We start from the raw sequence: 24,048 nt of genomic DNA on the forward strand, positions 1-24,048 counted from the left end.
GATTGATTTAAGAATAATACACAATCATGGATAATTCTTTGCTAGATCGTCATCGGTATATATGTTCAATCAAATAGTGATGAGCCATCCATACAAAAAAAGAATGCAACCAATAATTAGTAAGGCCACCAACAAATACCTGATTATGATATTCTGGCTTTTGGTAAATTCCAATTATATTTTATAGCCAATAGTCTTATTCCAGTCGCGACTAGAATCCCCGTGACTGCTGCAATTACTGGGTCAGTCAGAAGGATCAGGAGATAAAATACCAATACCCCTCCAAAACTTGCTGTAGCATACAATTCTCTCACGAAAACCAAAGGTACCTCATTTACAAATACATCTCTAAGAATGCCTCCCCCTGTGGCAGTGATTAGTCCGGCAAAAGTTATCAAAAGTATATTCGGTCCAAATATTGCGTAAGCCATAGTGGCACCTATGATTGTAAAAACTCCCAGACCAATCGCATCGCATTTTAGAAATAGATTCCAGTGTTTTTTTAATTTGGGATATGACAAAAATAGTATGAATCCAGTTACTATTGTAAGGGTAAAATAAACAGGATCGGATAATGCAGCTGGAGGGAACCGGCCAAATAAAACATCTCTTATTATTCCACCAGATAATCCAGCAACTGTTGAAAGAATTACGATGCCAACTAAATCAGATTTTTGTTCGATTGCTTTGAATGCGCCAGTAACGGCAAATGCCACAGTGCCGAAATAGTCAAGATACAAAATGATTTGAGGATAATAAAAATTTAAGAGCGCTAGAAAATCAACCATAGGCTATCTCTGACTCACAAATATATCTCTGTATCCAGATCAGATTTGCAATAAAAGAAGATCGATTGGGCGTGCAGGTTGGCTATTTGTTCCAAAACCTAAAACGGACTAGGAAATGTAGGCAAAAATACCCCTACAATAGAAACTACTATCCAAAGTACCACTGCAATCAAGATTGCCTTGAGCCATCCTGTGCTATATAGCCATTTTAAGGCTACAAGCCATATTATACCACCTATAGCTGCTGCAACAATTCCGTTTCCAAAAATATAGTTTATAAACCCAAACATAATCGAACCAAGTAGTGCCGCCAAAAGTGCTATCTTTAAACCTTCTTTTTCCCCAAGCAATTTTGTTACAATATATATCAAAATAGTCGAAATTGCAAGTCCTATCAAAAAACTAATAATTCCCAATTACAAAATGATTACGAAGTAACTGGTATTAACTTTATTGCTTACATCACGAGTATCAAATGCAGAAGACAGGGAATCAATTTGGACCTGCAAATATTCAAAAGAGGATCAACTTATTGTCAATAAACCCTGCAATAATCGTGGTTTTATCTTATTCAAGGTACGGTAATACGTTCAGGACGGCTGATCTGAGCAGATAGCATTCTAAAACAACGAATAATCAAGTGAGAAAGTATCTCTTATTAGTAGGATGTATATATAATACTTTGGTTTAAGTTATATCTCAATGATTGAGCTTTAAAGTATGCTAAATCATTGTATAGTTGCATAAAGTTAACGATGACTAAAACTATGTAGAGGATCTTAGTAAAGTACAAATTTGTAATTTGGGATAGATGAAGCCTATTTGTGATTACCAAGTCTGATACCATATTTCCGATCAGTCGAATCCATTTTGTTCAAAAAATCAAGGATTATCTCCGAAAGTATTTTTATAATTTCTTCCTTTTTTGACTTTTGCAGACCGTGGTGCTCCAGTGGCACCAGTGTTAGTAAGCTCATTAAATTTCCAGTAAATTCGAATATCCTCGCCCGGCAGATTTGGAATTGTATTCTCAGGAGCCAAATCTAAATTAACCGTCAGGTCTTATAGCCAGCATGTCTAAAGTTTCAGCCTCTCCTCCATGGCCTAGTCCATCCCACACATCAAAAATAGACCTATTTTTGACCCACCAAAGTCCACCATGATTCTAGGCATGTAATTACCATTTCAGAGTATTTTTTTAATATTTCTAGAGGCAGTATCTACTGGAGCGATGTTTCCATCGTGACCATTTACTATTATAGCTCGTCTGATTCCATTTGATGCCAGATATTCAAGAAGTCTTCAATCAGACATATCATAGTAGAAGATCTCAAACTCATTGTCATCGGATAATCTGTATGACGAATGCTAACTCCGTATGGAACAACAGGAACGACAATAAGATTAAACTGTTTTCTATCAACATCTACGCCTGCACTAGCAGTACCGGTCACTAGGTTTGATTGTGAATTGACGATATTGTCCAAGATCGACTGAACAAGATAAATCGGAAAAAGAAAATCAGAACTAAATGGAAGATGATCGCCGAGGTTTTCATATGATCCAAGCACCAAAAATACAATAGTTTCTCAATTCTATTGCTTTCTTACCTCTGCAGCATTCATATCTTCAAGCATGTATTTTCTTTTTAAGTCCTGTACATTAAAAGTTAAAGCATTTGTATCGTTTTAAAGGTTATTATGAAATTACATCATAATCTAGTTAATGCATAAAAACTCCAAGGAACCCCAATAACGCTTTGTATTTGACTAATTATTCCATCTATCTAGGCGAGGTTTGCTTGTTACAAGTAAGTTTTTCGATGCAAATCCCCGTTTCAAAGACCAAATCATCTTTGTAGGGTGCACTGACAAGCTGTAATCCAATGGGTATGGTCCGTTCGTTAGGATCAGATTTGAACAAAGGAATTGTCAAGGCTGGAAATCCAATACTATTAAATACAATAGTGTTTCTTAGTAACAAATCCCGTACTCTTTTATTCTTATCGTTAATAGTGACACGAGTTGTACGGAGTCGAGGAGCACGAATCACAGTGGTAGGTAGGAGGAGTACACGATTAGATCTATCAAAGACACCTAAGAATTTGTTCCTAATTTTTCTAATCATATTTTTGGCATTTAGATAAGTGGAACGATCAATTCTACTCCCTTTCAACAGCATATTTCTTACCTCTTCGGATAAGTGACCTGAATCAATTTGCATCTTTGAAAAATGAACTTTGAAAGCTTCATACAATCGAACTGTTTTCCAACTTTTGTAATATTCTGCAGTAAGGCTGAGATGGACGTCCAAAACCTCAATCCCTTTACTTTTCAACAAAGATATTAAATTAAAAAATTCATATCTTATTTCCTTGTCCAAAATATCAAGAAAATGATTTGAAGGACACAACAACTTCAGAAGCTTTGGAAAGCCGTTACCATAGTGGAATCGTGATCTTGTGAAATCGGTCATCTTCGGACTGTGATATCTACCAGATGAATTAAGGACGTTGTGAATAATTTGTGAATCAATTGTCTTTCGCGTTATTATTCCAATATGATCTAGTGAAGGACTAAGAGGTAAAATACCGGACATACTAATAGTACCATATGTTGGTTTCATTCCAACAACTCCACAAAATGATGAAGGAACCCTAACTGAGCCTCCTGTATCTGTGCCAATAGAAAAAACAACCATGCCCGTAGCTACAGCAACAGCTGAACCACCGCTGGATCCGCCTGAAATTCTCGACGGATCGAACGGGTTTTTAGAATCACCGAAATGAACATTTTTTCCTGTTATTCCTGAAGCTAATTCGTTCATGTTGTTAGTACCTACAAGAATTGCACCTGCATTTGTCAATTTTTCGACTACAGCTGCTGTATCTTTTGATACATAATCAGAGTAATACCTAGAGCCGGCAGTAAATTTAACATCCCTTACGTGTATCAGATCCTTTACTGAAAAAGGGATACCATGAAGTGGTCCTCTGTATTCGTTTGATTTAAGCAATCTTTCAGATTCTTTAGCTTGACTCAGAAGGATCTCCTCTGGTATGACAGTTATAAAAGAGTTAAGAATCGAGTTTAACTTTTTGATTCGAAAAAGACATTTATTTACTAAATCTACTGGAGATAACAATCCTTTTTTTAATTGCGGTATTATATCAACGAGACTCATATCTTCATTCACATGATTTAACCAAAAATTATCCATTTAATTAAAGTTTGAGTGAAAAAGACTTAAAGTTATTTGGGGGCAGAAACATAGATTTAACAATACATTATGTTGTATTATATAGTCTTAGTTAGACTTAATTTGCAGCGATTTTTACTAGCGTATTGCCAACTTTTGATTTATGGTATAATTTAGTATATAATTTTCATTTAAAAGTACAAAAGGAAAGAAAAATCCTTAAGAATCAATCAGAACTTTGCACACCTAAAAACAAGTTATAAAATGGGAAAGTAGATTCATCATTTTGATTAAACCTTAACAAATCTATTAAAGTTGTAAATATGATATCAGGATCATGAACTTGATGAATAAAATCATTACAGGAATAATTTCTGCTTTACTGGTAGCAGGTATAGTTGGAGCATATGTTCCAAATGCATCAGCAACACTTGCTGGTTTTGGAGTTTGCACTGGAAATAGTGCATTAGGTCAACAACCAAGTAGTTCAGGCGAGCAGGAAACAGAACAAGGGCAAGCTGGTGAGGCAGGTGCACAGTCGATAGCACCAGAATTTAACGCTTTAACAGGTAACAACTTTAACTTTAATGACCAACAAAACGGCGAATGCTCATTACCTTTGACAGCACTTGAAGAAAGTCCATTGGCTTCCACAGCAGCGATTCAAAATAGTACTAGTCAATAGAATCATTGCAAATTGGATCGATTCTATCAATTTTTTTGACAGGATCCGATATGGATGGTTATCATCGTTTTATTATTTGGAATATTAAGATAAACACTCAATTTTTGTATAAATAATCAACAGTATTTATTAGAAGCATATTCAATGGAAAACTTTGACAGTGACTAGTTCGATATTTCGGATTAGGGCTATTTACGTCATGGCTTTAGTTGCTCGAGTTTGAACAAGTATGAACTCATTATTGGATAATCAAGCCTATAAAAAAGATATACTTCAACGTTATATACTTCCATACGTATATTTGATTAGATGTTTTTTGACACAGAATAATTTTCCGTTAAAAAGTTGGCATATAGAAAATATGGAAAGAACGGTTATAAAGTATGTCAAGGGTCTGCCAAGTGATGCATCAAAGTGGGAGATAAGGAAGCATAAAAAATACGGTAAACTATCAAATATAATCAGGAACATAAATTATGATATGAAACATGGTGTTACAATCGATCAAGTCATTGAAGTTTTTTTTAAAATAAGACATGAACCTAATTATTATGATTTGCAAAATAATTTGGACGCAATGAATAGATTGGGAGATTTAGAAAGACACTGGAAAGAAACCTTTTAGAACTTTGGCTTTTGAATTAACAGATGTGAAGAATAATGTCGACCTCATAAAATCTATAAAAACATGGTCAATTGGACTAGTTTGATAAACAGTTTGTTTCTAAACGAGATTTAGCAAACTAGGCTTTGATTCATTCTTGTTTATTTGTCTAAAATGCATTTTCACTCTCTAGGAGTGAAGAGTGATTTTTACTAACTGAATTTAGCTTCTAGGTCGATATCCAGAATTGATTCTACGGTGTGACGAAGAACAATATCCACAATAATCGATTATTCCTTCCTTTCCGTGACACATACATTCACATTTACTTCCTGCTGAAAATTTTTGTCTCATGTATACATTAACTGCAACAACCCTTATAATAATTAGTAGTATTTTATTAGTAATAATCAATTATTTATAAACGAAATTATATAAATTACAAAAACAATAGCAGAAATGATCAGTGGCTCAGGATAAATGGACTTTCATACTGACTTACACATGTTTACGATCTTTAATATATCTTAAAACTTTATTTTCTAAGATATTGAATGCATCTGCCTCCACATCAATCGAGATTAAGACATAAAATTTCTGTCCATTTGAACTAACCACAGGAACTGTAGACCTCAGTATTTTATCATATTTGCCCACAGAATAAATCAAAGTACCCATATTTTTCTGGAAATCTTCTCGTAGTTCAGCTCCAAGTACTGCCTCTATGACATACAATCTTGTTTCTTCTTCATCCATCAAAGGCTGAAGTTGCTCTCTATATGAAGTAGCCAAGAGAGTTCCCATTTCGTTTGCTATTCCTACGAATCTAATAAGGTTATCCAACTCTCTGATGCGTTTACAGTGAATTATTGCAAAATCGTGATTGTTGAACTCCAATAATCTTCTATAATTATTCGATAACATTGATATTAAAATTTCGACCAAAATTATAGAAGGGATTTTCAAACTTTCTAACATTTCAATATCGATTGTAATGTTCCCGACTGTAAGATAGATTTACTTGCAAATGCTTTCTTACGAAGTATTATAGTCCAATTGTATTGGGATAGTTACTTTTTCCATACAATAGAGAAATCTAGTTACTAATTTTATCTATTAGGACTAGATCCCCATGAAGGGGATGGAAAAGCTAGGTTCTTTTTCAGAGATTTTCTTTTGTTCATTATCTCTAGCCAGTTGTGCGTATTCAGGGTTTAAGTCTATAGCCTGATCGAGATAGAATAATGAGTCAGAAGAAGAATCGTTATCACTGCTCATGCTTTTGCAAAGGAAGCACCGATACCAAACTTCGGCAATAAGTGGATCTTGTTTTAAAATGTGTCGATATATGGAAAGAGATTCCTGGTATGATCCTAAATTCTCCAAAATGAAACCATATGTATACAGCACATCGATGTCAGTCGGGTCTATCCCCAATGCTCGTTTAATGACCTCTAAAGACTCTTCCAAACGATCAGGAAATTGAGAAGCCATAATCCAGGCTTCTCCGTTTAAGGCCCTTACATGATCTGAATCAATTTCTAGCGTTTTTTCGAAAGAGGTAATGGCTTCTGCGAATTTGGATAGAGCTGAAAGAGACATTCCTTTGTTGTAATAAGCATCGGCAAAGTAGGGATTACTTTCTATGGCTTTGTCAAAAGAGGTAATGGCTTCTGCGAATTTGGATAGAGCTGAAAGAGACATTCCTTTGTTGTAATAAGCATCGGCAAAGTAGGGATTACTTTCTATGGCTTTGTCAAAAGAGGTAATGGCTTCTGCGAATTTGGATAGAGCTGAAAGAGACATTCCTTTGTTGTAATAAGCATCGGCAAAGTAGGGATTACTTTCTATGGCTTTGTCAAAAGAGGTAATGGCTTCTGCGAATTTGGATAGAGCTGAAAGAGACATTCCTTTGTTGTAATAAGCATCGGCATACTGAGGATTTATCTCAATGGCTTTGTCGTAGCATGCTATGGCCTCCTGGTTATTTCCAAGGTAATATAGCGATAGACCCTTGTTGTTGTAAGCATCGGCATACTGAGGATTTATCTCAATGGCTTTGTCGTAGCATGCTATGGCCTCCTGGTTATTCCCTGTCACAGATAGCACTATACCCTTGTTATAATAAGCAAGATCGTATTCAGGGTTTATCTCAATGGCTTTGTCGTAGCATGCTATGGCCTCATGATTTCCAAGGTAATATAGCGATAGACCCTTGTTGTTGTAAGCATCGGCATACTGAGGATTTATCTCAATGGCTTTGTCGTAGCATGCTATGGCCTCCTGGTTATTTCCAAGGTAATATAGCGATAGACCCTTGTTGTTGTAAGCATCGGCATACTGAGGATTTATCTCAATGGCTTTGTCGTAGCATGCTATGGCCTCCTGGTTATTCCCTGTCACAGATAGCACTATACCCTTGTTATAATAAGCAAGATCGTATTCAGGGTTTATCTCAATGGCTTTGTCGTAGCATGCTATGGCCTCCTGGTTATTTCCAAGGTAATATAGCGATAGACCCTTGTTGTTGTAAGCATCGGCATACTGAGGATTTATCTCAATGGCTTTGTCGTAGCATGCTATGGCCTCCTGGTTATTCCCTGTCACAGATAGCACTATACCCTTGTTATAATAAGCAAGATCGTATTCAGGGTTTATCTCAATGGCTTTGTCGTAGCATGCTATGGCCTCCTGGTTATTTCCAAGGTAATATAGCGATAGACCCTTGTTGTTGTAAGCATCGGCATACTGAGGATTTATCTCAGATGTTGTTTCTGCTTTGATGGCATCATTACGAACAAAATCGGAAGAAGTAGTAGTGGTTTCCTTAGGGGTTATTTTTATCTCTGGTTCATCAACAATCTTTAGAGAAATTGGATCGTCTGAAGGAATTGATTCCATTAGATGAACTAACTCCTGAATATGTTCTTCAATAGAATCGCGATGCTGATCGGAGAGTCTGATACCCTTTATTTTCTTATTAAGAATTTTATTGAGTTCATTAAATGCATCTCTGAGTTTGGGATCGAGTAATTCTAATGAATTCTTGTTAATTGATATCTGGTTATGATAATCATCATCACCAACTTTATTAAAAGAACCTTCCTCACTATCTTTCAAGTTAGGATTGTCATAATAATTATTCACCCCATCAACGGTTTTGGGGGTTTTGTCAAATTTTTCATCTTTCTCCAAAAAATGTCAATTTATATTACCAATCCCAATTATTTAACTATTGTAGTTCATCGATATGACGATTAAATTTTTCTTAATTTTTGTTAGAAATTTTGTAGAAAGCAGACTGATTAATTATAATTCGCGACATATTTTGAGTTAGTGGTAAGTCCCAAAAGGTGAATTGTCGTTCATAATCTTGTCAGCAACAACACGAATCAATTAACTGTGCAGTAACCTTTAGGCAAGAAGACAGAGTTTGCAGGTTTACTTTGTGCAAACTGCTAAATATTAAAACCATTAACCTCTCTGTTTTTATTTCAGGATTACTTTTAACGTTCAAAAGCCAGTTAAAATAAGATAAATCAAATTGAGTATTATAAAATGAACTCCTTATAAGTAAAGCCATGATATTGTCTGTAGTTGTGTAATGATACCAAATCCATAAATAGAATGTTAGCAATATAATACAATTATGAAGTAAGATGTACTATTCAAATGTAATTTGATCATTAAAGGTTCATTTGAATAATCAAAAGCCACTATGATCACAGATTTTTTTTTGAATATTGTTACTATAATGATAACTCATAAGTTCTATTATAGTAATATATGGTGTATGAATAAAATAACAAAAGAAATTGCTAACATTTTAGAAAGTCAAATCAATAAAGAAACTTATGAAATCCAAAACAATGGTCTCTCGGCCCAACAACAAGAGGAAATTGCTCAATTCATAAAAATGTTCTCAAAGAATGGATTGCTACCCTTTCCATTGAAGATGAGGTAATATATTTTCTAATTTATACAATCATTTAGATTAGTTAATTAGTGGTAAAGGTATATTTGCATTGGAACGTAATAAATGCATAATATGTGGAAAACCTTACTGCAAGACGTACCCATACCGCGGCTCTGGTAGGATGGAGTTTCAAATAGATAAAAGAGAGTGTTACCTCATCTATAAGAAGTTAGCGGGAATATATGGTATTGCATACTTACAATTTCTCACTAGATTCTGAATCAACCTATTTAAAAAAAATCCTTAGCAATAAATTATCATCATTAGACGAACCCGTGAATTTCTTGTTGATTTAACATACAATAAATTGTATGATTGTTTAACGGCAATTTACATTTTATGTTAAATAAAATAAATTTTGACAAATAGAGTAGCACCAGATTTTATTCATGAAAGTTTTCTTATGGAGACAACAGGATGCATAATTTAAAATAATATCATGTATAATCCATTGAAGGTAAATGATCTTTTTCTAAAAATTCAAATACCTGACTCAGTAATGTTTCTTATTGGGTTTTATTATCAGTATTGGTTCTTTTTATAAGAATTCAAGGTTACAAACATTATCAATATCCCTTTTTATAGTCTTATTGTTTATAGATTTCTATGTTGGCTCCATTACAGATGTAGCGGTCAACTATATACAGTCACCTTTGGGTATAGGATTTTTCATTTTCTTTTTGATTACTTGTTTAATAGGAAGCACCATCGTGATGAGAACAGTTTTTTTAATTATACGCGAAAAAAAATCAATATTTACACAGTATCAATCAGTGCTGCGTATTCTACAAATAGTAATTCTTTCTCTGTCGATTATTTTATTGCTTGATGTGATGTTAGAAAATAAATTCTATACTTTGAATTTAAACGCAATTATGGTAGCGAGTTATGGCGCCACAATTATGATGAGTATATACGTCGGTATCAAATTATTCAAATGGTATAAGGAAAACAAAAACAATTTCGCCCTTATATTTGGACTTGCAATATTTTTTCTGTTTGTAAACAATACTGTTTCCATCTTACTGTTTAGTACATTACTCTCTGAAAAACCATTTGAGATCAATCTAAGTACTCCCGTAGTTTTTAATTTTGAGTGCGAAGATAACTCTGCCTATTGCATATTTAAGGAAAATGTCATAAATGTTCAATCATACACCATTATAGTATATTTTGCATTGTTCTGGATAAGCACTGCATACCTATTACATCACCACATCAGGAAAATAGGCAAATTGCGATTCTTTACTTTGATTACAGTACCATTGGTTCTGTTTTTTTTTATGTTTGTTTATCATTACGACGAGCTCTACTCTCTCTCGGAAAATCTGAACTTTGATGAAAGCGTCATTTTTATGCTTCAGATTTTCATTGTAGCAGTCTCAATAGGAGCATGTGGTATGTTATTCGGAATAGGATTCAAGTCATTAGCTAATTTGTTAAAAATTTCATCGATTATTGAACAATATCTGAAAATGGCCTCTTATGGAATCATCATGTTGTTCATTTCAGCAAATGCAACAATAGTGGGTGTAGCATTCCCTCCATATGGAATTCCAAATATCATTTTTCTTCCTTTTGCATCCATTCTTTTTTATGTTGGATTGTACTATTCAATAATTGCAATATCTAATGATATTAAGGTTAGGAGATTTATCAAGAATTCAGCTTACAAAGAATTAGAAATAATGGGTAATCTTGCCCAATCTCAGATGATGGACAATATGAAGGACAAGGTCCTTAAGATGACAAAAAAATACTCATCAGAGTTGCATCAGCAAAGTAATTCAGAAACCATGGAATCTGAAGAAGACTTGAAAAGTTATTTGGATGAGGCGATAAACATATTTAAATCAAAAGAAAAAGGAAATAACTAGTTCATGTTCTCTATCTCTGTTACAAGCTTTTGAATCTTTTCCGTAAATGGATGATCTGGGAACTGATTAGCAGTCAAAAATTCTCTCTCCTTAAATTGAATATCACAATAACACGGGATCTCAATCAGAGTATCGATATCAAAGGATTTGTCAATTATCTTTCCCAATTCGAGTTCGATCTTATTCTTAAAAAAAGAATCATTATCAACAATTTGTATTGATCGGTGCGCCGTCATACTAGATGGTACACAATATCCCGATACACGGTTCAACAAAAGTTTGCAAATAGTCCCATGTTCAATAAGGGAACCATATATTTCTTTTACCATTTTAACGGTCCCTTTTAAATCTAAATCACCCATTTTAAGTGTCAATAAAACGATATCTGAAATCACAATAGAATTGATGGACCAATATCGTATGCCAGGACTTGTATCCATCACAACAAAGTCAGCATTTTCTTCAACAAGCAATTCCTCTCTCATTGCGATAAAATTTCTAAATTGTTTAACTTGTCCCTCTCTATCGTTAAGCAAATTACCCTCCAGCTGATAAATATCCTCCTTTCCACCCCTAGAAAATCCAATTTTCAATTCCCCCTCAAGCTTTGTATCCAAGAATCTGCTAGAATCTACCATTATCGCTTTAAGATTGGCCCTATTTTTTAAATAATCATTAATCCAATACGGTGGTTCAAAGTTAAAATATGAATAAAGACTCGGTGCATAAAAATCTAAATCTAGCAAATATACCTTATACCCCTTGGACGCCAGCCAATAAGAAAAATTAGCGGCTAAAGTGGTTTTTCCGGTACCTCCTTTGTACGAGTGAAAGGAAATACACCTTGCCAATCACTTTACTTCATGTATTCATCTAAAATACTTTTGCAATTTGCAGCAGAATAATTAATATACTAGGAAGGTTGTCACTTGGAGATAATTTGACAATTTTCATAACGGTAAATCGATTTTGAAAACACTCCCCACTCCATCTTTATTGTTCATTGCCCTTATACTCCCTCCATGCTTTGTAATAATTATTTTAGAGATATAAAGACCTAGTCCAGTTCCAAGCTTATCTGTTGTAAAAAATCTTGAGAAAATTTTGTTAAGATTCTTTTCGTCAATACCGCAACCGGTGTCTCTAATTTCCATATGAACATAATTGTCTAATTTTTCCACTGTTAGATCTATCTGTCCTCTCTCAGTGAACTTTACTGCGTTACCGATTAGATTATCTAGAACTTCGACAATTCGTACTTTATCTGCTTTAATATATAGAGGCTTTTCAAAATACCTTAAATTCAGTGCAAGTTTTTTCTGATTCAGTTGGATACTATAATCAGATACTAATTCCTGTAATATCTTTATTAAATCAAAAGTCTCATGGTTTAGTCTAAAATTTTTATTTTCCATCCTAGCATAATCAAGAATATTATTAGTCATAATGTCCAATTTTCTGGCATTTCTGGAAATAATTTTTAAAAGTTCATTCTTTTGATCCGGATCCAATCGAGAATTGTTTTGGATCATATCTGAGAATCCAAGGATGGGTTGAATTGGATTCTTTAATTCGTGAGCCAGAATTCTTACATAATTAGTATTGGGACTAACATCCTCTCTCATTTTAGTTGACAAATGTTTAATTTTACTTTCCAAAATCGACTGCTTCCATAAGCTCTCAAATGCTGCTGCAGCATGCCAAGACATTGATTCCTTTTTGGAAACAATATTCAGATACCTTTTATAATTAATTTTCCGATTGTTATCCCCATCCTGACGCAATCGTGGTTCAGACAAAAAGGTAACAGAGCGATCAAAAAGAGCTAAGAAATAATTATTCTTATTATCATTGATATAATTTACTTTAATATTCGGTATTTCACTAATATGTAATTTTTCAAGTAGCCCGACACCCGCTTTATTCTTAACCAAGAGAATTCGTATTTCGGTTTTGAAAAACTTGCTCTCTATCAAAGGTTTGATCGCACCATCCAAGAGGCTTCCAAATTTTCTAAATATTAGACTGTTTGAAAATAAAATGTCGATTGATGTATCTGCGCGAGCAAATTCTGTCAAAAATAAACGTCTAAAGGATGTTAAATCAGAAACCACTTCTGACTTTAGGTATTTAGAATTCTTTATATCGAACAAGGATAGCTCGAGCAAATCTCCTCTTTCATATCCTAAACCCCATTTGACACGATCCAGTTCCAAATGAGAAAAATCATCACCATAAACGGACAATAATCTATTAAAAAACTTGTAACAATGTTTATGGTGAAACCTCCTGATTCCTTCCTCTGAAAGATCAGAGTACGTTTCTGCCTGACTTTCTATTAGTTTACCGCAAAGGTAACAATTCTTACCGATTTTGGGTATTGCACCTTTTGAGTTTGATTCAGACGTGGTTGGAATATTAAACATTAATATAAATAATTAAATAAACTTATCTTCACATGTTGAATCGTTCTTTATTTTATTAAAAAAATTTTTATTCACATGGATCAAGGTAATATGTGACCAAAAGACCACTGATGTTTAATTTTTTACAAAAATTGGATTATAAAGATGTTTTAAGAAGAAATACTAATCCTCTAGAGTTATTAGATAAACTCAACATCAGTGATACGGGAAGTAATCAGGTTTCACCCAAGGTATTGATACTAACAAAAAAATTAGATATTGAAGCAGACGTGATTGGAATAAAATTATTAAAAAATGGAATAGACTACATCAAGATTAATGAAGAAGATATTCCATTAGACTTTGGCGTTGAATTTAGGGTCGGAAGCAAAAGAGAACTTTTTCTAAAATTAAGACACAAAGAAATATTAGCCGAAAATATCAAAGTGGTTTTGTTTAGATACTTTGACCCAAAATTTTTGAAATATCTTGATGGTATCCATCAAATGTTTTTTGAACAACAGTGGTACCAATTACTTAATTGTTTGCAGACATCACTAATGTGTCAATGGATCAACAATCCTAAGAATACATTCGAAGCAGAAAATAGATTATATCAATTAAAAGTCGCTCAGGACTTAGGTTTTAGGATACCCGATACCTCTATCACAAATATTCCTTTCTCAGGAATAAAATTCTTTGATCAATGTTCTAAAAATATAGTTGCTAAAGTACTTCATCATCATGAAATTGTATATGACGAATATTCATATAGGTTTCCTACAAGCGTTATCAATTCGAATCATTTTTTAGAATCAGATGAGTTAAAGTATGCTCCCGTGATTCTTCAAGAAAGGATAGACATTAGTGAGGAGATTCGGATAACAGTTGTCGACCAAAAGGTTTACCCCGTTCGAATTACTGCTAATAAATATAAGAATAATTACTCCGATCTTCACAAAATCGAAGAAAAGTTCTTAAATTTTGAGCGTATCTCCATTGAAAAAAATTTGGAGAAATTGTGCATTAATCTAAATAGGAAAATGGGGTTACTATTATCCAGTATAGATTTAGTGGTTAACAAGAAGGGAGAAATACATTTTCTTGAAATTAATCCTATAGGAGATTGGAATTGGCTCGAAAAGCACGTTGATTTAGGGATTGCTGACTCGATATCTGAACTGATCTCACGTTTTGTAGAAAAGTAAACATAAACTATTCAGAAAAATAGATTCATTTTCATCGTGTTTACCTCTTTAAAGTATCTATTGTAATAGATAGGTTGTAAGCTTTTCTATCCGTCAATTCAACTTTTTTTATAAAATCCAAGTTTGATTTTCATTTCTGAAAATTACTTGTACCTAAATGTAAAAATATTTTAATTGGTATCACAAATACTAACTTATTCTGTAATGGGAAATAATATCTTAATAGTAGATGATGATGTAGGGACAGCATTATTTTTTAAAATTTGCCTGGAAGATGTGGGTCATCAAGTAACCATATTCAATGATCCAGGTTCGTTACTAGAGGAATTTGAACCAGGTGTATATGATTTATTAATTACAGATATCAGAATGCCGAGGATAAATGGCTTTGAGCTGGCCAGCAGGATAAGAATAATGGATAGTAAAATTAGGATTTGTCTTGCTACAGCATTTGAAGAATACTATCAATCAATTATAAAATCTTATTCAGATTTGAGTTTTAACTGTATTATAAGAAAGCCCATAAATAAAGATAGTTTTTTAGAAATCGTTGAGAATAGATTGAAGCAGCCAAAATAGTTAAAGCATATTTAGCCTGGTGTGTTTGAATATTGTATTCTTATTCTGCGTCCCTCTCGACTTTAAAACCAATTCTTACCTCCGCCTGATACTCGATACTTTGATTTTCGTCCAACCTAAAGGTAACTCTGCCCAATTCACCCCACTGAATATTTTTTACAGTTTTTGATGCTTCTATAAATGCATTCTTTACTGCCTCATCTATTCCAGATGTTGAAGTTCCGACAATATCTATGTATTTGTATACCATAAGAGACATATAATGTGCTACCATAAAAATATAGTCGACATGATTTTTGTCAAATGACTATTTTCGACTAATGTAATCATTCTGAAATTATCAAAATGTTTTCTAACATACAACAAAATGTAAAGGAAATTTACATGAAAGAAACTAATGAAACTGATTGAGAAGTAGTACGGACCGAATCATGTAAATATGACAGTATTAGGGATCATTACATGTGACGATGATTCTTGGTCGATTTGAAAATAAAATATTTCTCATAATAAGTGATTCAATAATTTTAATGAAATTTTTACGGTTTAAATAGCAGAATTATTTAATTAAATATATGACAACAAATTATGCTCATCCAGAAGTTTTGGTAGATACAAAGTGGACTGAAGAACACCTAAACGATCCTAATGTGCGAATTGCAGAAGTAGATTACGATCCCACTGCTAACTACAATCTGGGTCACATACCAGGATCCGTGTTACTAGATTGGAAGAAAGATATTAATGATCCTGTAACTAGAAATATAATATCCAAATCAGCTTGTGAAAAATTACTTAGATCGATTGGTGTAAATGATAATACTACTTTGATCCTCTATGGCGATTTCAATAATTGGTTTGCGGCCTTTGCATTTTGGGTATTTAAATATTATGGATATAACGATGTAAGGATTATGAACGGCGGAAGGAGAAAATGGTTAGAGGAAGACAGAAAATTGGATAAGGAAATCCCTTCATACCCTGAAGGTAATTTCAAAGCTAAAGAACCAGATGTAAATATTAGAACATATCTGAATGAGGTATCTAATTCAATAAACAATCCTAATTGCGTGTTGGTCGATGTTAGGTCACCTGCCGAATTCACTGGTGAAGTTACAGCTCCTGCAGAATATCCAACCGAGCATGCACAAAGAGGAGGACATATCCCCGGAGCAAAGAATATCCCCTGGGGAAAAGCAATAAACGAAGACGGAACGTTCAAATCTGTGGAAGAACTGACACAGTTATACAAAGAACAAGGAGTTTTGCCCGAGAAGGAAGTTATAGCTTATTGTAGGATTGGCGAAAGATCCTCTCACACATGGTTTGTTCTGAAATATTTGTTAGGTTACCCTAAAGTGAAAAATTATGATGGGTCATGGACTGAATGGGGAAATATGATAGGTAATCCTATAGAGAAGTAACGATCAAACATCACCTCAAACACCTCTTTTTTTGATGATAATATTGAACAAATAACTGTTGGCACTGCTTGAAACGCTATTTCTTTCCTTAACAATTTCTATAATTTCGTGTTTATTATGTTCTGCCCACCTCAAAAGTTCTAAATCGGCGGTTGGATCATCTGATACTAATCTAATTACCTGACCCTTTTTAACAGATTTATTCATCATTTCACCTAATTTTGCTAATGTGGTCGAACATTCTGTTCCAATTTCAAATACTTGAAAGTCAGGAAATAGTTTGAAACATTTAACATTATATTTTTTAATTTGAACCAATAATTCTTCCTTGCAGTCTTCTAATTTCTTCAAAGATCTGTTACTAACAGGATCATCAGAAGTTACAATTCTAGCCATCCATCCATTACCAAATGGTGAATCATTAATAATTTTCGGATTTTCAACAGCATCGGAATTTATTTCCTTAATCTCACCTTCAATAGGAGAGCGGACGGTTCCGAAATGGACTAGGCTTTCGATGGATCCAATGCTCTTATTTCTTTGAATTAATGATCCGATTGGTTTGACCTTTAACTTGTTTATTCGTCCAGCCATGTAAGTATATACAGGAGTGATTCCAATGAGGACTTCTTTCAACCCATCAGATCCTAGGTTGGACTCTTTAACAAGTTTAACCCAAACCAGATTTTCAAGATCATACAAACAATCACTTGGAAAGCGACAATTGTCAACCACAAAGTCTGTTAAATTCAACTTTGTGGAATAAAGTGACGATTTTATTTAAATATGAATAGATAGATTACACATTTTCATCCATTATTTTACAGTAACAGACTTTGCAAGATTTCGAGGATAGTCAGGATCTAATTGTTTCTGAACTGCTAAGTAATAAGACATCATCTGTAATGGAATGATCTCCACAATTGGATAGAGGTACCTTTCTAATTTTGGCAACTCTATGAATACATCATACAAGTCATTTTTCAAATCCGAGATCCCGATTATGAAAGCACCTCTAGATTTTATTTCGTTAGTACTAGACAACACATCACGATATGTTTCATCATTGGGATTTAATACAATCACGACTGATTCCTTATCAATTAAGGCCAATGGTCCATGTTTTAGTTCACCTGCAGCTATACCTTCAGCATGTACGTATGCTAGTTCTTTAATTTTTAGTGATCCTTCCAGAGCAATTGGATAGTGGATTGACCTTCCTAAAATGTAAATATCCTTTACATTATGATCTAAGGAACCAATGATGTTTCTAATCTTAAAGTCTAAATCTAGGACGCTTTGGACTGACTTTTGTAATTTCACTAATTCAGCCGAATCAAAGCGAATGTTTTGACCTGAGATAATATAGACAATTTTATAAAGAATCATTAATTGATTTAGAAAGCTCTTTGTTGCAGCCACACCAATCTCTGGACCACAGTTAAGAGTAACGAAACAATCACTCATCCTAGCTAAAGATGAAGTGGGAATGTTGACTATTGATAAAATCTTTGCTCCATTTTCCTTTGCCTGTTTTACGGAATGTAAGACATCAGCTGTTTCCCCACTTTGAGAAATTGCTATGACCACCGAGTCTGGTTCTACAGTATCTGAAAAGTATTGAAATTCGCTTGACATATATACTTCTGTCCTTTTTCTTGCAAACTTTGATAATAACAGTTTACCGAGCAGTCCACAGTTATAACTAGTTCCGCTACCAGTAATGTAAACATTAGAAGCGTTGTTTATATACTTACAAAAGGTTTCAAAATCATTTGAAGGTTCAAGAGGTTTTAGCATAGTAGATGACTGTTCATGAATTTCCTTTATTGTATAATGCGCAAATTTTCCCTTGTCTGCTGAGCCCAATTCCCAAGCAACCTGTGTTACGGGTCGGTTTACATTTTTTCGACTGGCATCAAAGATCGTGTATTTCTTATCCTCGATTATTACAATGTCTCCATTATCCAAAAATATTGCTTTGTCCGTATATTTCAAAAAACCTAGAACGTCACTAGACAAAAATAAGGCATCGGATGATATACCAATGATTAAAGGTTCATCAAATCGGGCACCAGCTATCACACCATTGTTAAAAACTGCTACAAATGCAAAAGACCCCCTGATTTTTTTACACGTGTTAGTCATAGCATCTACGATACTAGAATTAGACTGCTCATAGTCTCTTTCGAGTAAGTGTGCAATTACCTCACTGTCCGTTTGACTCTTAAAAATATGACCCTCCTTCTCCAATTCACTTTTCAATTCTTGATAATTTTCTATAATACCGTTGTGTACAACTGCAATATTTGCCGAACACGAATAATGTGGATGAGCATTTGTATCCGTGACGCCCCCATGAGTCGCCCAACGTGTGTGCCCAATTCCGATTTCGCCAGGCAGTTTATTCAATTGCATTTGTTGATCTACCTCAGCAACTTTACCAACCCCTTTGCTCACCAAAATATTACCTTTATTCAACGTAGCAATGCCTACACTATCATATCCTCTGTACTCCATTTTTTTGAGACTTTCTACCAAAAGTGGGGCTGCCAGTGTAAGTTGTCCGCTATAACCAATAATTGAACACACGGTAAATATTGGTGAATTTTATTTAAAACCTTTATTAAAATTCAATTTTACCGTTATAATTAATTATATAATCTTCGAAATACTTTATTGAGAAAAATATTTTCATTTTTAATCTAAGTATAATCAAAATATATATACCAGTAAAAAAAATTTTATAACGCATTTCTTATGGGAAGCAACAAGCGATTAACGTATGAAAAAAGGGGGAAATTTTATGAAAAAGAAATCTTGATCTTTGATAATCAAAAAGAGATACAGATTCTTTCAAACCCAGTTGCATGGAAAATCATTAATTTGTTATCATCTAAGGCACTTTATACTGCACAAATTGCAAAGGAATTAAATATTTATGAGCAGAGTGCGTACTATTACGTTAGAAAGTTACTAACAATAGGAGCTATAAAGGAATCAGGGACCGAATTTGTAAAAGGCGGTACTGCTAGATTGTACAAGACTGCGCTGCCTGCTTATGGTATTGAATTGGACTGGGGAGAATCACTATCTTTTGCCTATAATCAAGCGGAATTAAAAAGAAATGCAGAATATTCTATAGTTAGAAGGTTCTTGAGAGAATTTATCAACCAAGATAACATTTTTGATGGGTTGATTATTGTTGGGTCTCCAAACCCACATGGTATTTTCAAGACTTCTGCTAGAGATGGGCACTATGCTATCCAGTTAGCCTTTTTTCTAGGAAATTTTTGTAATTTGCCTAATGGATTTGTAGTCAAGCTTGACGAGGATGCAAAAGCAGAAAAGGAATTGGAAGACAATAATTTGATAATTATCGGAGGACCAGGCACTAATATTGTTTCCTCAGAATTCAACAGATTTTTACCGATCAAGTTTAATGAAGAAAACTACTGGTCGGGTTTGGTAGATGGTAGGGGAAAATTATACCACTTAGACAGTTTGGGGATCATCGCTAAATTTAAGAATCCGTATAATCACAACAAGTCGATAGTACTTATTGCAGGAGTTAGGTCGATCGGTACAAAATCAGCGGTAATAGCAGTAACGAATTTTAGTGAAAAAACCTTTTCAGACTATTCAGGTAGTGAAAATGAATGGGAGGCCGTAGTACAAGGATATGACATGGATAGTGATGGAAAAATTGATTATGTAGATATCGAAGAGATTTCAAAAAAATAGCAATCAAATATTAATTATTTGGAATTGATTCAGAATTTTCAGATGTAGGTATTAAATGTGTCAAGATCTGGGACTCTTCTTCACGCTTAACCAAATAGCCAGGAAGATTTACCTTTCTGTTGCCTATGCTAACATGCCCATGCACAACCAACTGGCGCGCCTGATATGGTGATTTTAGATTAGATTTTTTCATCACTATTGTTTGGAGTCTCCTTTCAAGAATATCTTCAATTTTCAAGTTCAAGACATCATCAAGAGTAGATTCGTTAGTAACCAAGCCCAATCTCGACAAATAATTCAATAATTGAGTCTCCTTGTCGTGTCTGACGTCTGTTGCCAGTGCCAATAATGCGCGAGCCTGATTTCTTATCCTAGCGATTTCAGTTTGAGCCTTCCATAACTCACGTTTATTCCTGAGGCCGTATGACCCAACAATGTACAGCTCTGAACTTATTTGATCGCTTGTCCATATACTTCGTGGTCTGTTATATACTTTCTTGGATTTTCTAGGGTCTCCCAAAATCAGCCACCTTTAACTACTTTGCGCCCCCAGCTCCAGCTGGCGCTTTACCTGCGGCTTTCTTAACTCCAACAGCAGTTGCTTTTCGACCAGTGGTGCGCGTACATTGTCCTCGGACTCTCAATCCAAACATGTGTCGATATCCCCTCCAGCTCATCACGGATTTTTCCCTTTCAATATCATTAGATTGAGTAAAATCCAAATCTGAAGTTATTAAATGGACGTCTTCACCAGAGTCCATATCTTTTTGTCTATTTAGATACCATTTAGGAACTCCTATAGACCGAATATTTTTTAATGCATTCTCAATATCTGAAAGCTCCTTATCGGTAAGAAACCCCACTCGAAGATATGGATTAATATTCAATGATTGTAATATCACTTGAGCTAAATTATACCCAATGCCCTTCACTTCGCTTAAAGCAACCACAGATTTCCTGCTACCATCAATATCTTTTCCCGCAATTCTTAAAATGTGTTTAAATTCTTCAACTGACAACTTGCTTATAAAAAATGTAGGTCGTTTTCCTAAATAAAAACCATACTAGATATAAAATATTCTGCTACGCTAAACGAGATATTTTGTGAATCACGAATTTACTCGAGGTCGTTGGCGGTTATCCGTCAGTTAGGACCAATACGAAGATAATAATGGGTTTATCAGTTGACAAAGGGATAGATAAATTATCCAAAAGGTCATAGTAAAACATAGTAGAAATTTACAAAATAGTCTACTAAATTCAAAAAGAAAATTTTAATAAGTCACTAGCGATATATACATATTGATGATATCCGATTGGTTGTCCAGAGTAGGGAGTGCTATTCCACGAGGATTTTCTCGTCATTATATTCTAGAACTACTTGCAGAACAGCCAATGACAGGTAAGGAGATAATAGATAAAGCAATAGTTCAAACTGGAGGCAAATGGAAACCATCACCCGGTCTTATTTACCCGTTACTAGGAAGGTTATTAGAAGAGGGATTGATAGAAGAGCATGAAAATGGTAGATATAGAATTACTAAAAAAGGGGTCTCCATTGCATCAGATATTAAATCTGCTCACAATATAATGCAAAAACACCTCGAAGTAATGTTCCGTATAGGAAATATGGGGAGGTTTATGACAATGGATCTAATTGATCGCATTTCAGCAATAGGGTCTACCCTAAGTTCAAACTTAGACAGGATGACTGAAGAAGAAAAGAATAAGTATAAAGAATTCCTTATTAATGAACTAAAAAAACTTAATAACTCGGATAATTCAGCGGAACAGACCAAAATTAATGATAAATCAATACTATAAGTTGAAATGAACAACGATTCTATCAAACAGGGTGCTTATTATCTGTTAAGAGGCGGAACGCTCTTGGCAGAACCATGTAAAAAGTGCGGTAATTTGCAAATAAAATATAAGGGAGAAATTTTGTGCATGAGTTGCCAAACGAACAACCTAAACAAAGATACCTCTAGCCGTTCTGATACAAAGAAAAGTTCAACATCTATTACCAATTTAGATGATCCTGAAAAAAGTGCTTTAATAGACAAGAATTCAAACTCTAAAATTGACAAGAATTTAGTATTAGACGAAACTGAAGACAAACTAATCAGGATAATTTCAGACTTGGGTGTCAATCTTGTAACACAGGAATCCTCTAAGGAGCTTAGAAATAGTTTGAAATGTATCAGAAAATCGCTTGAAGTTCTTGAATTGATAAGAAGAATGAAAAGACAATAAAATTAGAACTTAATTGTCGATTATTAGAATCGATTTACGCAATCGTAATTGTTGTCAATGTTAGGGCAGAGTAAGAAAAGTAGTCGCTCGCTAGACCAAAATTAAAAACTCGACTATGTGGTCACACTGTTTAGATGAATTTATTGCTTACCTAATGAAGGCCGGCAACTGGTCACCTTGCTTGATTAATTTATAATGATATCAGGTCTCTGATGATTTTGTTGTTTTTTTTTTTGGTTCACTTCCGACTATACAAATCATTTTGGGAGTTAATGGTTGAACATCCCGGAATACTACAGAGTTAAACAGTCAGATTTGCTATTGTCAATATATTAAACTCATGGATCAAAGTTGATTATACCAGGGTGTCTCAAACAAATAATATGTGTAAACTGTTTCCAATATTTAACATAATACAGCTTGCAAAAGTGATCAACCACCAGATCCCAAGAATCGAATCAATTTGTGTAATGGTTTTCTACTTGGGTTAATAAAAATAATCAACCTGTCTGATAAATCCTTATAGTCTGTATCAATCATGTCTTTTTGTGTAGATAAGGGAATTAATTAAGAAAAATGAGTTCTTACACGGGCTAGTCGGATTCAACAGTTCATAGTATGGAGATCGTTTTCGATTTAAACTAGTAGTTGTCTAATTTGTTATAAAACACACATTTCCTAGAGTATGAGACATTCATTATTGAGAACAACTTTACACTCGACTATAGGTAGAAGACTAGGATTGCAAGAGACTGATTTTTATGTATAAAGAATGCAAATTAATTACGGAATCTAACTATGTATCATATTGGGAACTCTCAATAAAGAAAAGGCGATAAAATCACCTTTGGAGATTATTTGGAACATCATTTCTGATGTAGATAATGATCCTAAGTATTGGTATGGAATCAAACAAACAAAAAACATAAGTGTCAGGGGTAACACCATAGAGAGAGAAACTATCATTGCATTTAGAGACTCAAAGTGCGAGGAGGTAATTACGCTAAAACCGCTCGACACGGTATCTACACAGATATTAAAAGGTCCAATAACTGGGACGAAGGCAATAAGGCTTACAAAGATCTCCGAAAACAAATGTCTCTTAAAAGTGAAGTGGGATATAAGAGCTCGAGGATTTTTAAAATTATTTGATTTTGTACTTATGAAACATATATCAAAAGGTACACAAGACGCATTAGAACGTATTGCGACAGAGGCTGAACAACGTTACCACGAAACAAACAAATTCTAAGGTTACACTGACAAGATAAGCTGTCCGACAAGCATACTTTGCATTTGAATCT

Annotated in this window: 25 protein-coding genes; 11 read left to right on the forward strand and 14 right to left on the reverse strand. The window is 34.1% G+C overall.

What is annotated here, in order from left to right:
- Positions 1 to 143: 143 nt before the first annotated feature.
- From NFRAN_RS02640 to NFRAN_RS02655, 5 genes are all read right to left on the reverse strand, one after another.
- Entirely contained in the window at positions 144 to 788 is a 645-nt protein-coding gene (locus NFRAN_RS02640) for a trimeric intracellular cation channel family protein (protein ID WP_134482954.1), read from the reverse strand.
- A gap of 98 nt (positions 789 to 886) precedes the next feature.
- Positions 887 to 1,204 (reverse strand): hypothetical protein, encoded by a 318-nt coding sequence (locus tag NFRAN_RS02645; RefSeq protein ID WP_134482955.1) that lies wholly within the window; start codon positions 1,202 to 1,204, stop codon positions 887 to 889.
- Positions 1,205 to 1,670: 466 nt separating this feature from the next.
- On the reverse strand, positions 1,671 to 1,829 hold the full coding sequence (locus NFRAN_RS13550; protein WP_172602062.1) for a hypothetical protein: 159 nt from the start codon (positions 1,827 to 1,829) through the stop codon (positions 1,671 to 1,673).
- A 215-nt stretch (positions 1,830 to 2,044) separates the two neighbouring features.
- Complete coding sequence (locus NFRAN_RS02650) at positions 2,045 to 2,362, reverse strand: creatininase family protein (protein ID WP_320410578.1); 318 nt, start codon at positions 2,360 to 2,362, stop codon at positions 2,045 to 2,047.
- Between the two features lie 208 nt (positions 2,363 to 2,570).
- The gene (locus tag NFRAN_RS02655) at positions 2,571 to 3,971 is read right to left on the reverse strand and encodes an amidase (protein WP_172602064.1); all 1,401 of its coding nucleotides are present in this window, start codon (positions 3,969 to 3,971) and stop codon (positions 2,571 to 2,573) included.
- Between the two features lie 361 nt (positions 3,972 to 4,332).
- Between NFRAN_RS02655 and NFRAN_RS02660 the strand changes: the two genes are divergently transcribed.
- Positions 4,333 to 4,671, forward strand: a complete 339-nt coding sequence (locus NFRAN_RS02660; protein WP_134482958.1) for a hypothetical protein — start codon at positions 4,333 to 4,335, stop codon at positions 4,669 to 4,671.
- A gap of 316 nt (positions 4,672 to 4,987) precedes the next feature.
- The gene (locus tag NFRAN_RS02665) at positions 4,988 to 5,296 is read left to right on the forward strand and encodes a hypothetical protein (protein WP_134482959.1); all 309 of its coding nucleotides are present in this window, start codon (positions 4,988 to 4,990) and stop codon (positions 5,294 to 5,296) included.
- A 477-nt stretch (positions 5,297 to 5,773) separates the two neighbouring features.
- On the opposite strand, the gene NFRAN_RS02670 is transcribed toward NFRAN_RS02665, so the two are convergent.
- On the reverse strand, positions 5,774 to 6,172 hold the full coding sequence (locus NFRAN_RS02670; protein WP_172602065.1) for a hypothetical protein: 399 nt from the start codon (positions 6,170 to 6,172) through the stop codon (positions 5,774 to 5,776).
- Between the two features lie 225 nt (positions 6,173 to 6,397).
- Positions 6,398 to 8,470, reverse strand: coding sequence for a tetratricopeptide repeat protein (locus NFRAN_RS02675; RefSeq protein ID WP_134482961.1), 2,073 nt, complete (start codon positions 8,468 to 8,470; stop codon positions 6,398 to 6,400).
- Positions 8,471 to 9,068: 598 nt separating this feature from the next.
- Between NFRAN_RS02675 and NFRAN_RS13555 the strand changes: the two genes are divergently transcribed.
- Both NFRAN_RS13555 and NFRAN_RS02680 read left to right on the forward strand, forming a co-directional pair.
- A complete protein-coding gene (locus tag NFRAN_RS13555) occupies positions 9,069 to 9,239 on the forward strand; it encodes a hypothetical protein (RefSeq protein ID WP_172602066.1) in 171 nt (56 codons plus the stop codon).
- 725 nt (positions 9,240 to 9,964) lie between these two features.
- Positions 9,965 to 11,128, forward strand: a complete 1,164-nt coding sequence (locus NFRAN_RS02680) for a hypothetical protein (protein WP_145987996.1) — start codon at positions 9,965 to 9,967, stop codon at positions 11,126 to 11,128.
- Here the strand turns inward: NFRAN_RS02680 and NFRAN_RS02685 are convergent.
- Positions 11,125 to 11,979, reverse strand: a complete 855-nt coding sequence (locus NFRAN_RS02685) for a MinD/ParA family ATP-binding protein (RefSeq protein WP_134482963.1) — start codon at positions 11,977 to 11,979, stop codon at positions 11,125 to 11,127. The two genes, NFRAN_RS02680 and NFRAN_RS02685, sit on opposite strands and share 4 nt — an antisense overlap.
- Before the next feature lie 99 nt (positions 11,980 to 12,078).
- Positions 12,079 to 13,554 carry a sensor histidine kinase gene (locus NFRAN_RS02690; protein ID WP_134482964.1) on the reverse strand — a complete coding sequence of 492 codons (1,476 nt, stop codon included), beginning with the start codon at positions 13,552 to 13,554 and terminating at the stop codon, positions 12,079 to 12,081.
- A 92-nt stretch (positions 13,555 to 13,646) separates the two neighbouring features.
- Between NFRAN_RS02690 and NFRAN_RS02695 the strand changes: the two genes are divergently transcribed.
- Both NFRAN_RS02695 and NFRAN_RS02700 read left to right on the forward strand, forming a co-directional pair.
- Complete coding sequence (locus tag NFRAN_RS02695; protein WP_134482965.1) at positions 13,647 to 14,741, forward strand: hypothetical protein; 1,095 nt, start codon at positions 13,647 to 13,649, stop codon at positions 14,739 to 14,741.
- A gap of 204 nt (positions 14,742 to 14,945) precedes the next feature.
- On the forward strand, positions 14,946 to 15,320 hold the full coding sequence (locus NFRAN_RS02700) for a response regulator (protein WP_134482966.1): 375 nt from the start codon (positions 14,946 to 14,948) through the stop codon (positions 15,318 to 15,320).
- Between the two features lie 40 nt (positions 15,321 to 15,360).
- On the opposite strand, the gene NFRAN_RS02705 is transcribed toward NFRAN_RS02700, so the two are convergent.
- Entirely contained in the window at positions 15,361 to 15,579 is a 219-nt protein-coding gene (locus tag NFRAN_RS02705) for a dodecin family protein (RefSeq protein ID WP_172602067.1), read from the reverse strand.
- Between the two features lie 316 nt (positions 15,580 to 15,895).
- On the opposite strand from NFRAN_RS02705, the gene NFRAN_RS02710 reads away from it, so the two are divergent.
- Positions 15,896 to 16,744 (forward strand): sulfurtransferase, encoded by an 849-nt coding sequence (locus tag NFRAN_RS02710; RefSeq protein WP_134482968.1) that lies wholly within the window; start codon positions 15,896 to 15,898, stop codon positions 16,742 to 16,744.
- 15 nt (positions 16,745 to 16,759) lie between these two features.
- Here NFRAN_RS02710 and NFRAN_RS02715 read toward each other — a convergent pair whose 3' ends face one another.
- Positions 16,760 to 17,497, reverse strand: a complete 738-nt coding sequence (locus tag NFRAN_RS02715) for a hypothetical protein (protein ID WP_134482969.1) — start codon at positions 17,495 to 17,497, stop codon at positions 16,760 to 16,762.
- A gap of 63 nt (positions 17,498 to 17,560) precedes the next feature.
- Positions 17,561 to 19,336, reverse strand: a complete 1,776-nt coding sequence (gene glmS / locus NFRAN_RS02720; RefSeq protein WP_134482970.1) for a glutamine--fructose-6-phosphate transaminase (isomerizing) — start codon at positions 19,334 to 19,336, stop codon at positions 17,561 to 17,563.
- 168 nt (positions 19,337 to 19,504) lie between these two features.
- On the opposite strand from glmS, the gene NFRAN_RS02725 reads away from it, so the two are divergent.
- Complete coding sequence (locus tag NFRAN_RS02725) at positions 19,505 to 20,488, forward strand: hypothetical protein (protein ID WP_134482971.1); 984 nt, start codon at positions 19,505 to 19,507, stop codon at positions 20,486 to 20,488.
- Positions 20,489 to 20,498: 10 nt separating this feature from the next.
- Here NFRAN_RS02725 and NFRAN_RS02730 read toward each other — a convergent pair whose 3' ends face one another.
- Positions 20,499 to 21,008 (reverse strand): 30S ribosomal protein S4, encoded by a 510-nt coding sequence (locus NFRAN_RS02730; protein WP_134482972.1) that lies wholly within the window; start codon positions 21,006 to 21,008, stop codon positions 20,499 to 20,501.
- A gap of 16 nt (positions 21,009 to 21,024) precedes the next feature.
- Complete coding sequence (locus NFRAN_RS02735; RefSeq protein ID WP_134482973.1) at positions 21,025 to 21,507, reverse strand: 30S ribosomal protein S13; 483 nt, start codon at positions 21,505 to 21,507, stop codon at positions 21,025 to 21,027.
- Between the two features lie 286 nt (positions 21,508 to 21,793).
- Here NFRAN_RS02735 and NFRAN_RS02740 point away from each other — a divergent pair, with 286 nt between their 5' ends.
- From NFRAN_RS02740 to NFRAN_RS02750, 3 genes are all read left to right on the forward strand, one after another.
- The gene (locus tag NFRAN_RS02740) at positions 21,794 to 22,312 is read left to right on the forward strand and encodes a PadR family transcriptional regulator (RefSeq protein ID WP_134485601.1); all 519 of its coding nucleotides are present in this window, start codon (positions 21,794 to 21,796) and stop codon (positions 22,310 to 22,312) included.
- A gap of 6 nt (positions 22,313 to 22,318) precedes the next feature.
- A complete protein-coding gene (locus tag NFRAN_RS02745; RefSeq protein ID WP_134482974.1) occupies positions 22,319 to 22,744 on the forward strand; it encodes an Sjogren's syndrome/scleroderma autoantigen 1 family protein in 426 nt (141 codons plus the stop codon).
- Between the two features lie 808 nt (positions 22,745 to 23,552).
- Positions 23,553 to 23,996, forward strand: a complete 444-nt coding sequence (locus NFRAN_RS02750; RefSeq protein ID WP_134482975.1) for an SRPBCC family protein — start codon at positions 23,553 to 23,555, stop codon at positions 23,994 to 23,996.
- The last annotated feature ends 52 nt before the right edge of the window (positions 23,997 to 24,048 follow it).

Source organism: Candidatus Nitrosocosmicus franklandus (assembly GCF_900696045.1).
GTDB lineage: Archaea > Thermoproteota > Nitrososphaeria > Nitrososphaerales > Nitrososphaeraceae > Nitrosocosmicus > Nitrosocosmicus franklandus_A.

Coding starts and splice junctions, on each gene's coding strand:
- NFRAN_RS02690 (WP_134482964.1), bottom strand. CDS start 13,554: ATGTTTAATATTCCAACCACGTCTGAATCAAACTCAAAAGGTGCAATA.
- NFRAN_RS13555 (WP_172602066.1), top strand. CDS start 9,069: ATGAATAAAATAACAAAAGAAATTGCTAACATTTTAGAAAGTCAAATC.
- NFRAN_RS02680 (WP_145987996.1), top strand. CDS start 9,965: ATGAGAACAGTTTTTTTAATTATACGCGAAAAAAAATCAATATTTACA.
- NFRAN_RS02745 (WP_134482974.1), top strand. CDS start 22,319: ATGAACAACGATTCTATCAAACAGGGTGCTTATTATCTGTTAAGAGGC.
- NFRAN_RS02660 (WP_134482958.1), top strand. CDS start 4,333: ATGAATAAAATCATTACAGGAATAATTTCTGCTTTACTGGTAGCAGGT.
- NFRAN_RS02700 (WP_134482966.1), top strand. CDS start 14,946: ATGGGAAATAATATCTTAATAGTAGATGATGATGTAGGGACAGCATTA.
- NFRAN_RS02740 (WP_134485601.1), top strand. CDS start 21,794: ATGATATCCGATTGGTTGTCCAGAGTAGGGAGTGCTATTCCACGAGGA.
- NFRAN_RS02705 (WP_172602067.1), bottom strand. CDS start 15,579: ATGTCTCTTATGGTATACAAATACATAGATATTGTCGGAACTTCAACA.
- NFRAN_RS02725 (WP_134482971.1), top strand. CDS start 19,505: ATGGGAAGCAACAAGCGATTAACGTATGAAAAAAGGGGGAAATTTTAT.
- NFRAN_RS02710 (WP_134482968.1), top strand. CDS start 15,896: ATGACAACAAATTATGCTCATCCAGAAGTTTTGGTAGATACAAAGTGG.
- NFRAN_RS02640 (WP_134482954.1), bottom strand. CDS start 788: ATGGTTGATTTTCTAGCGCTCTTAAATTTTTATTATCCTCAAATCATT.
- NFRAN_RS02655 (WP_172602064.1), bottom strand. CDS start 3,971: ATGAGTCTCGTTGATATAATACCGCAATTAAAAAAAGGATTGTTATCT.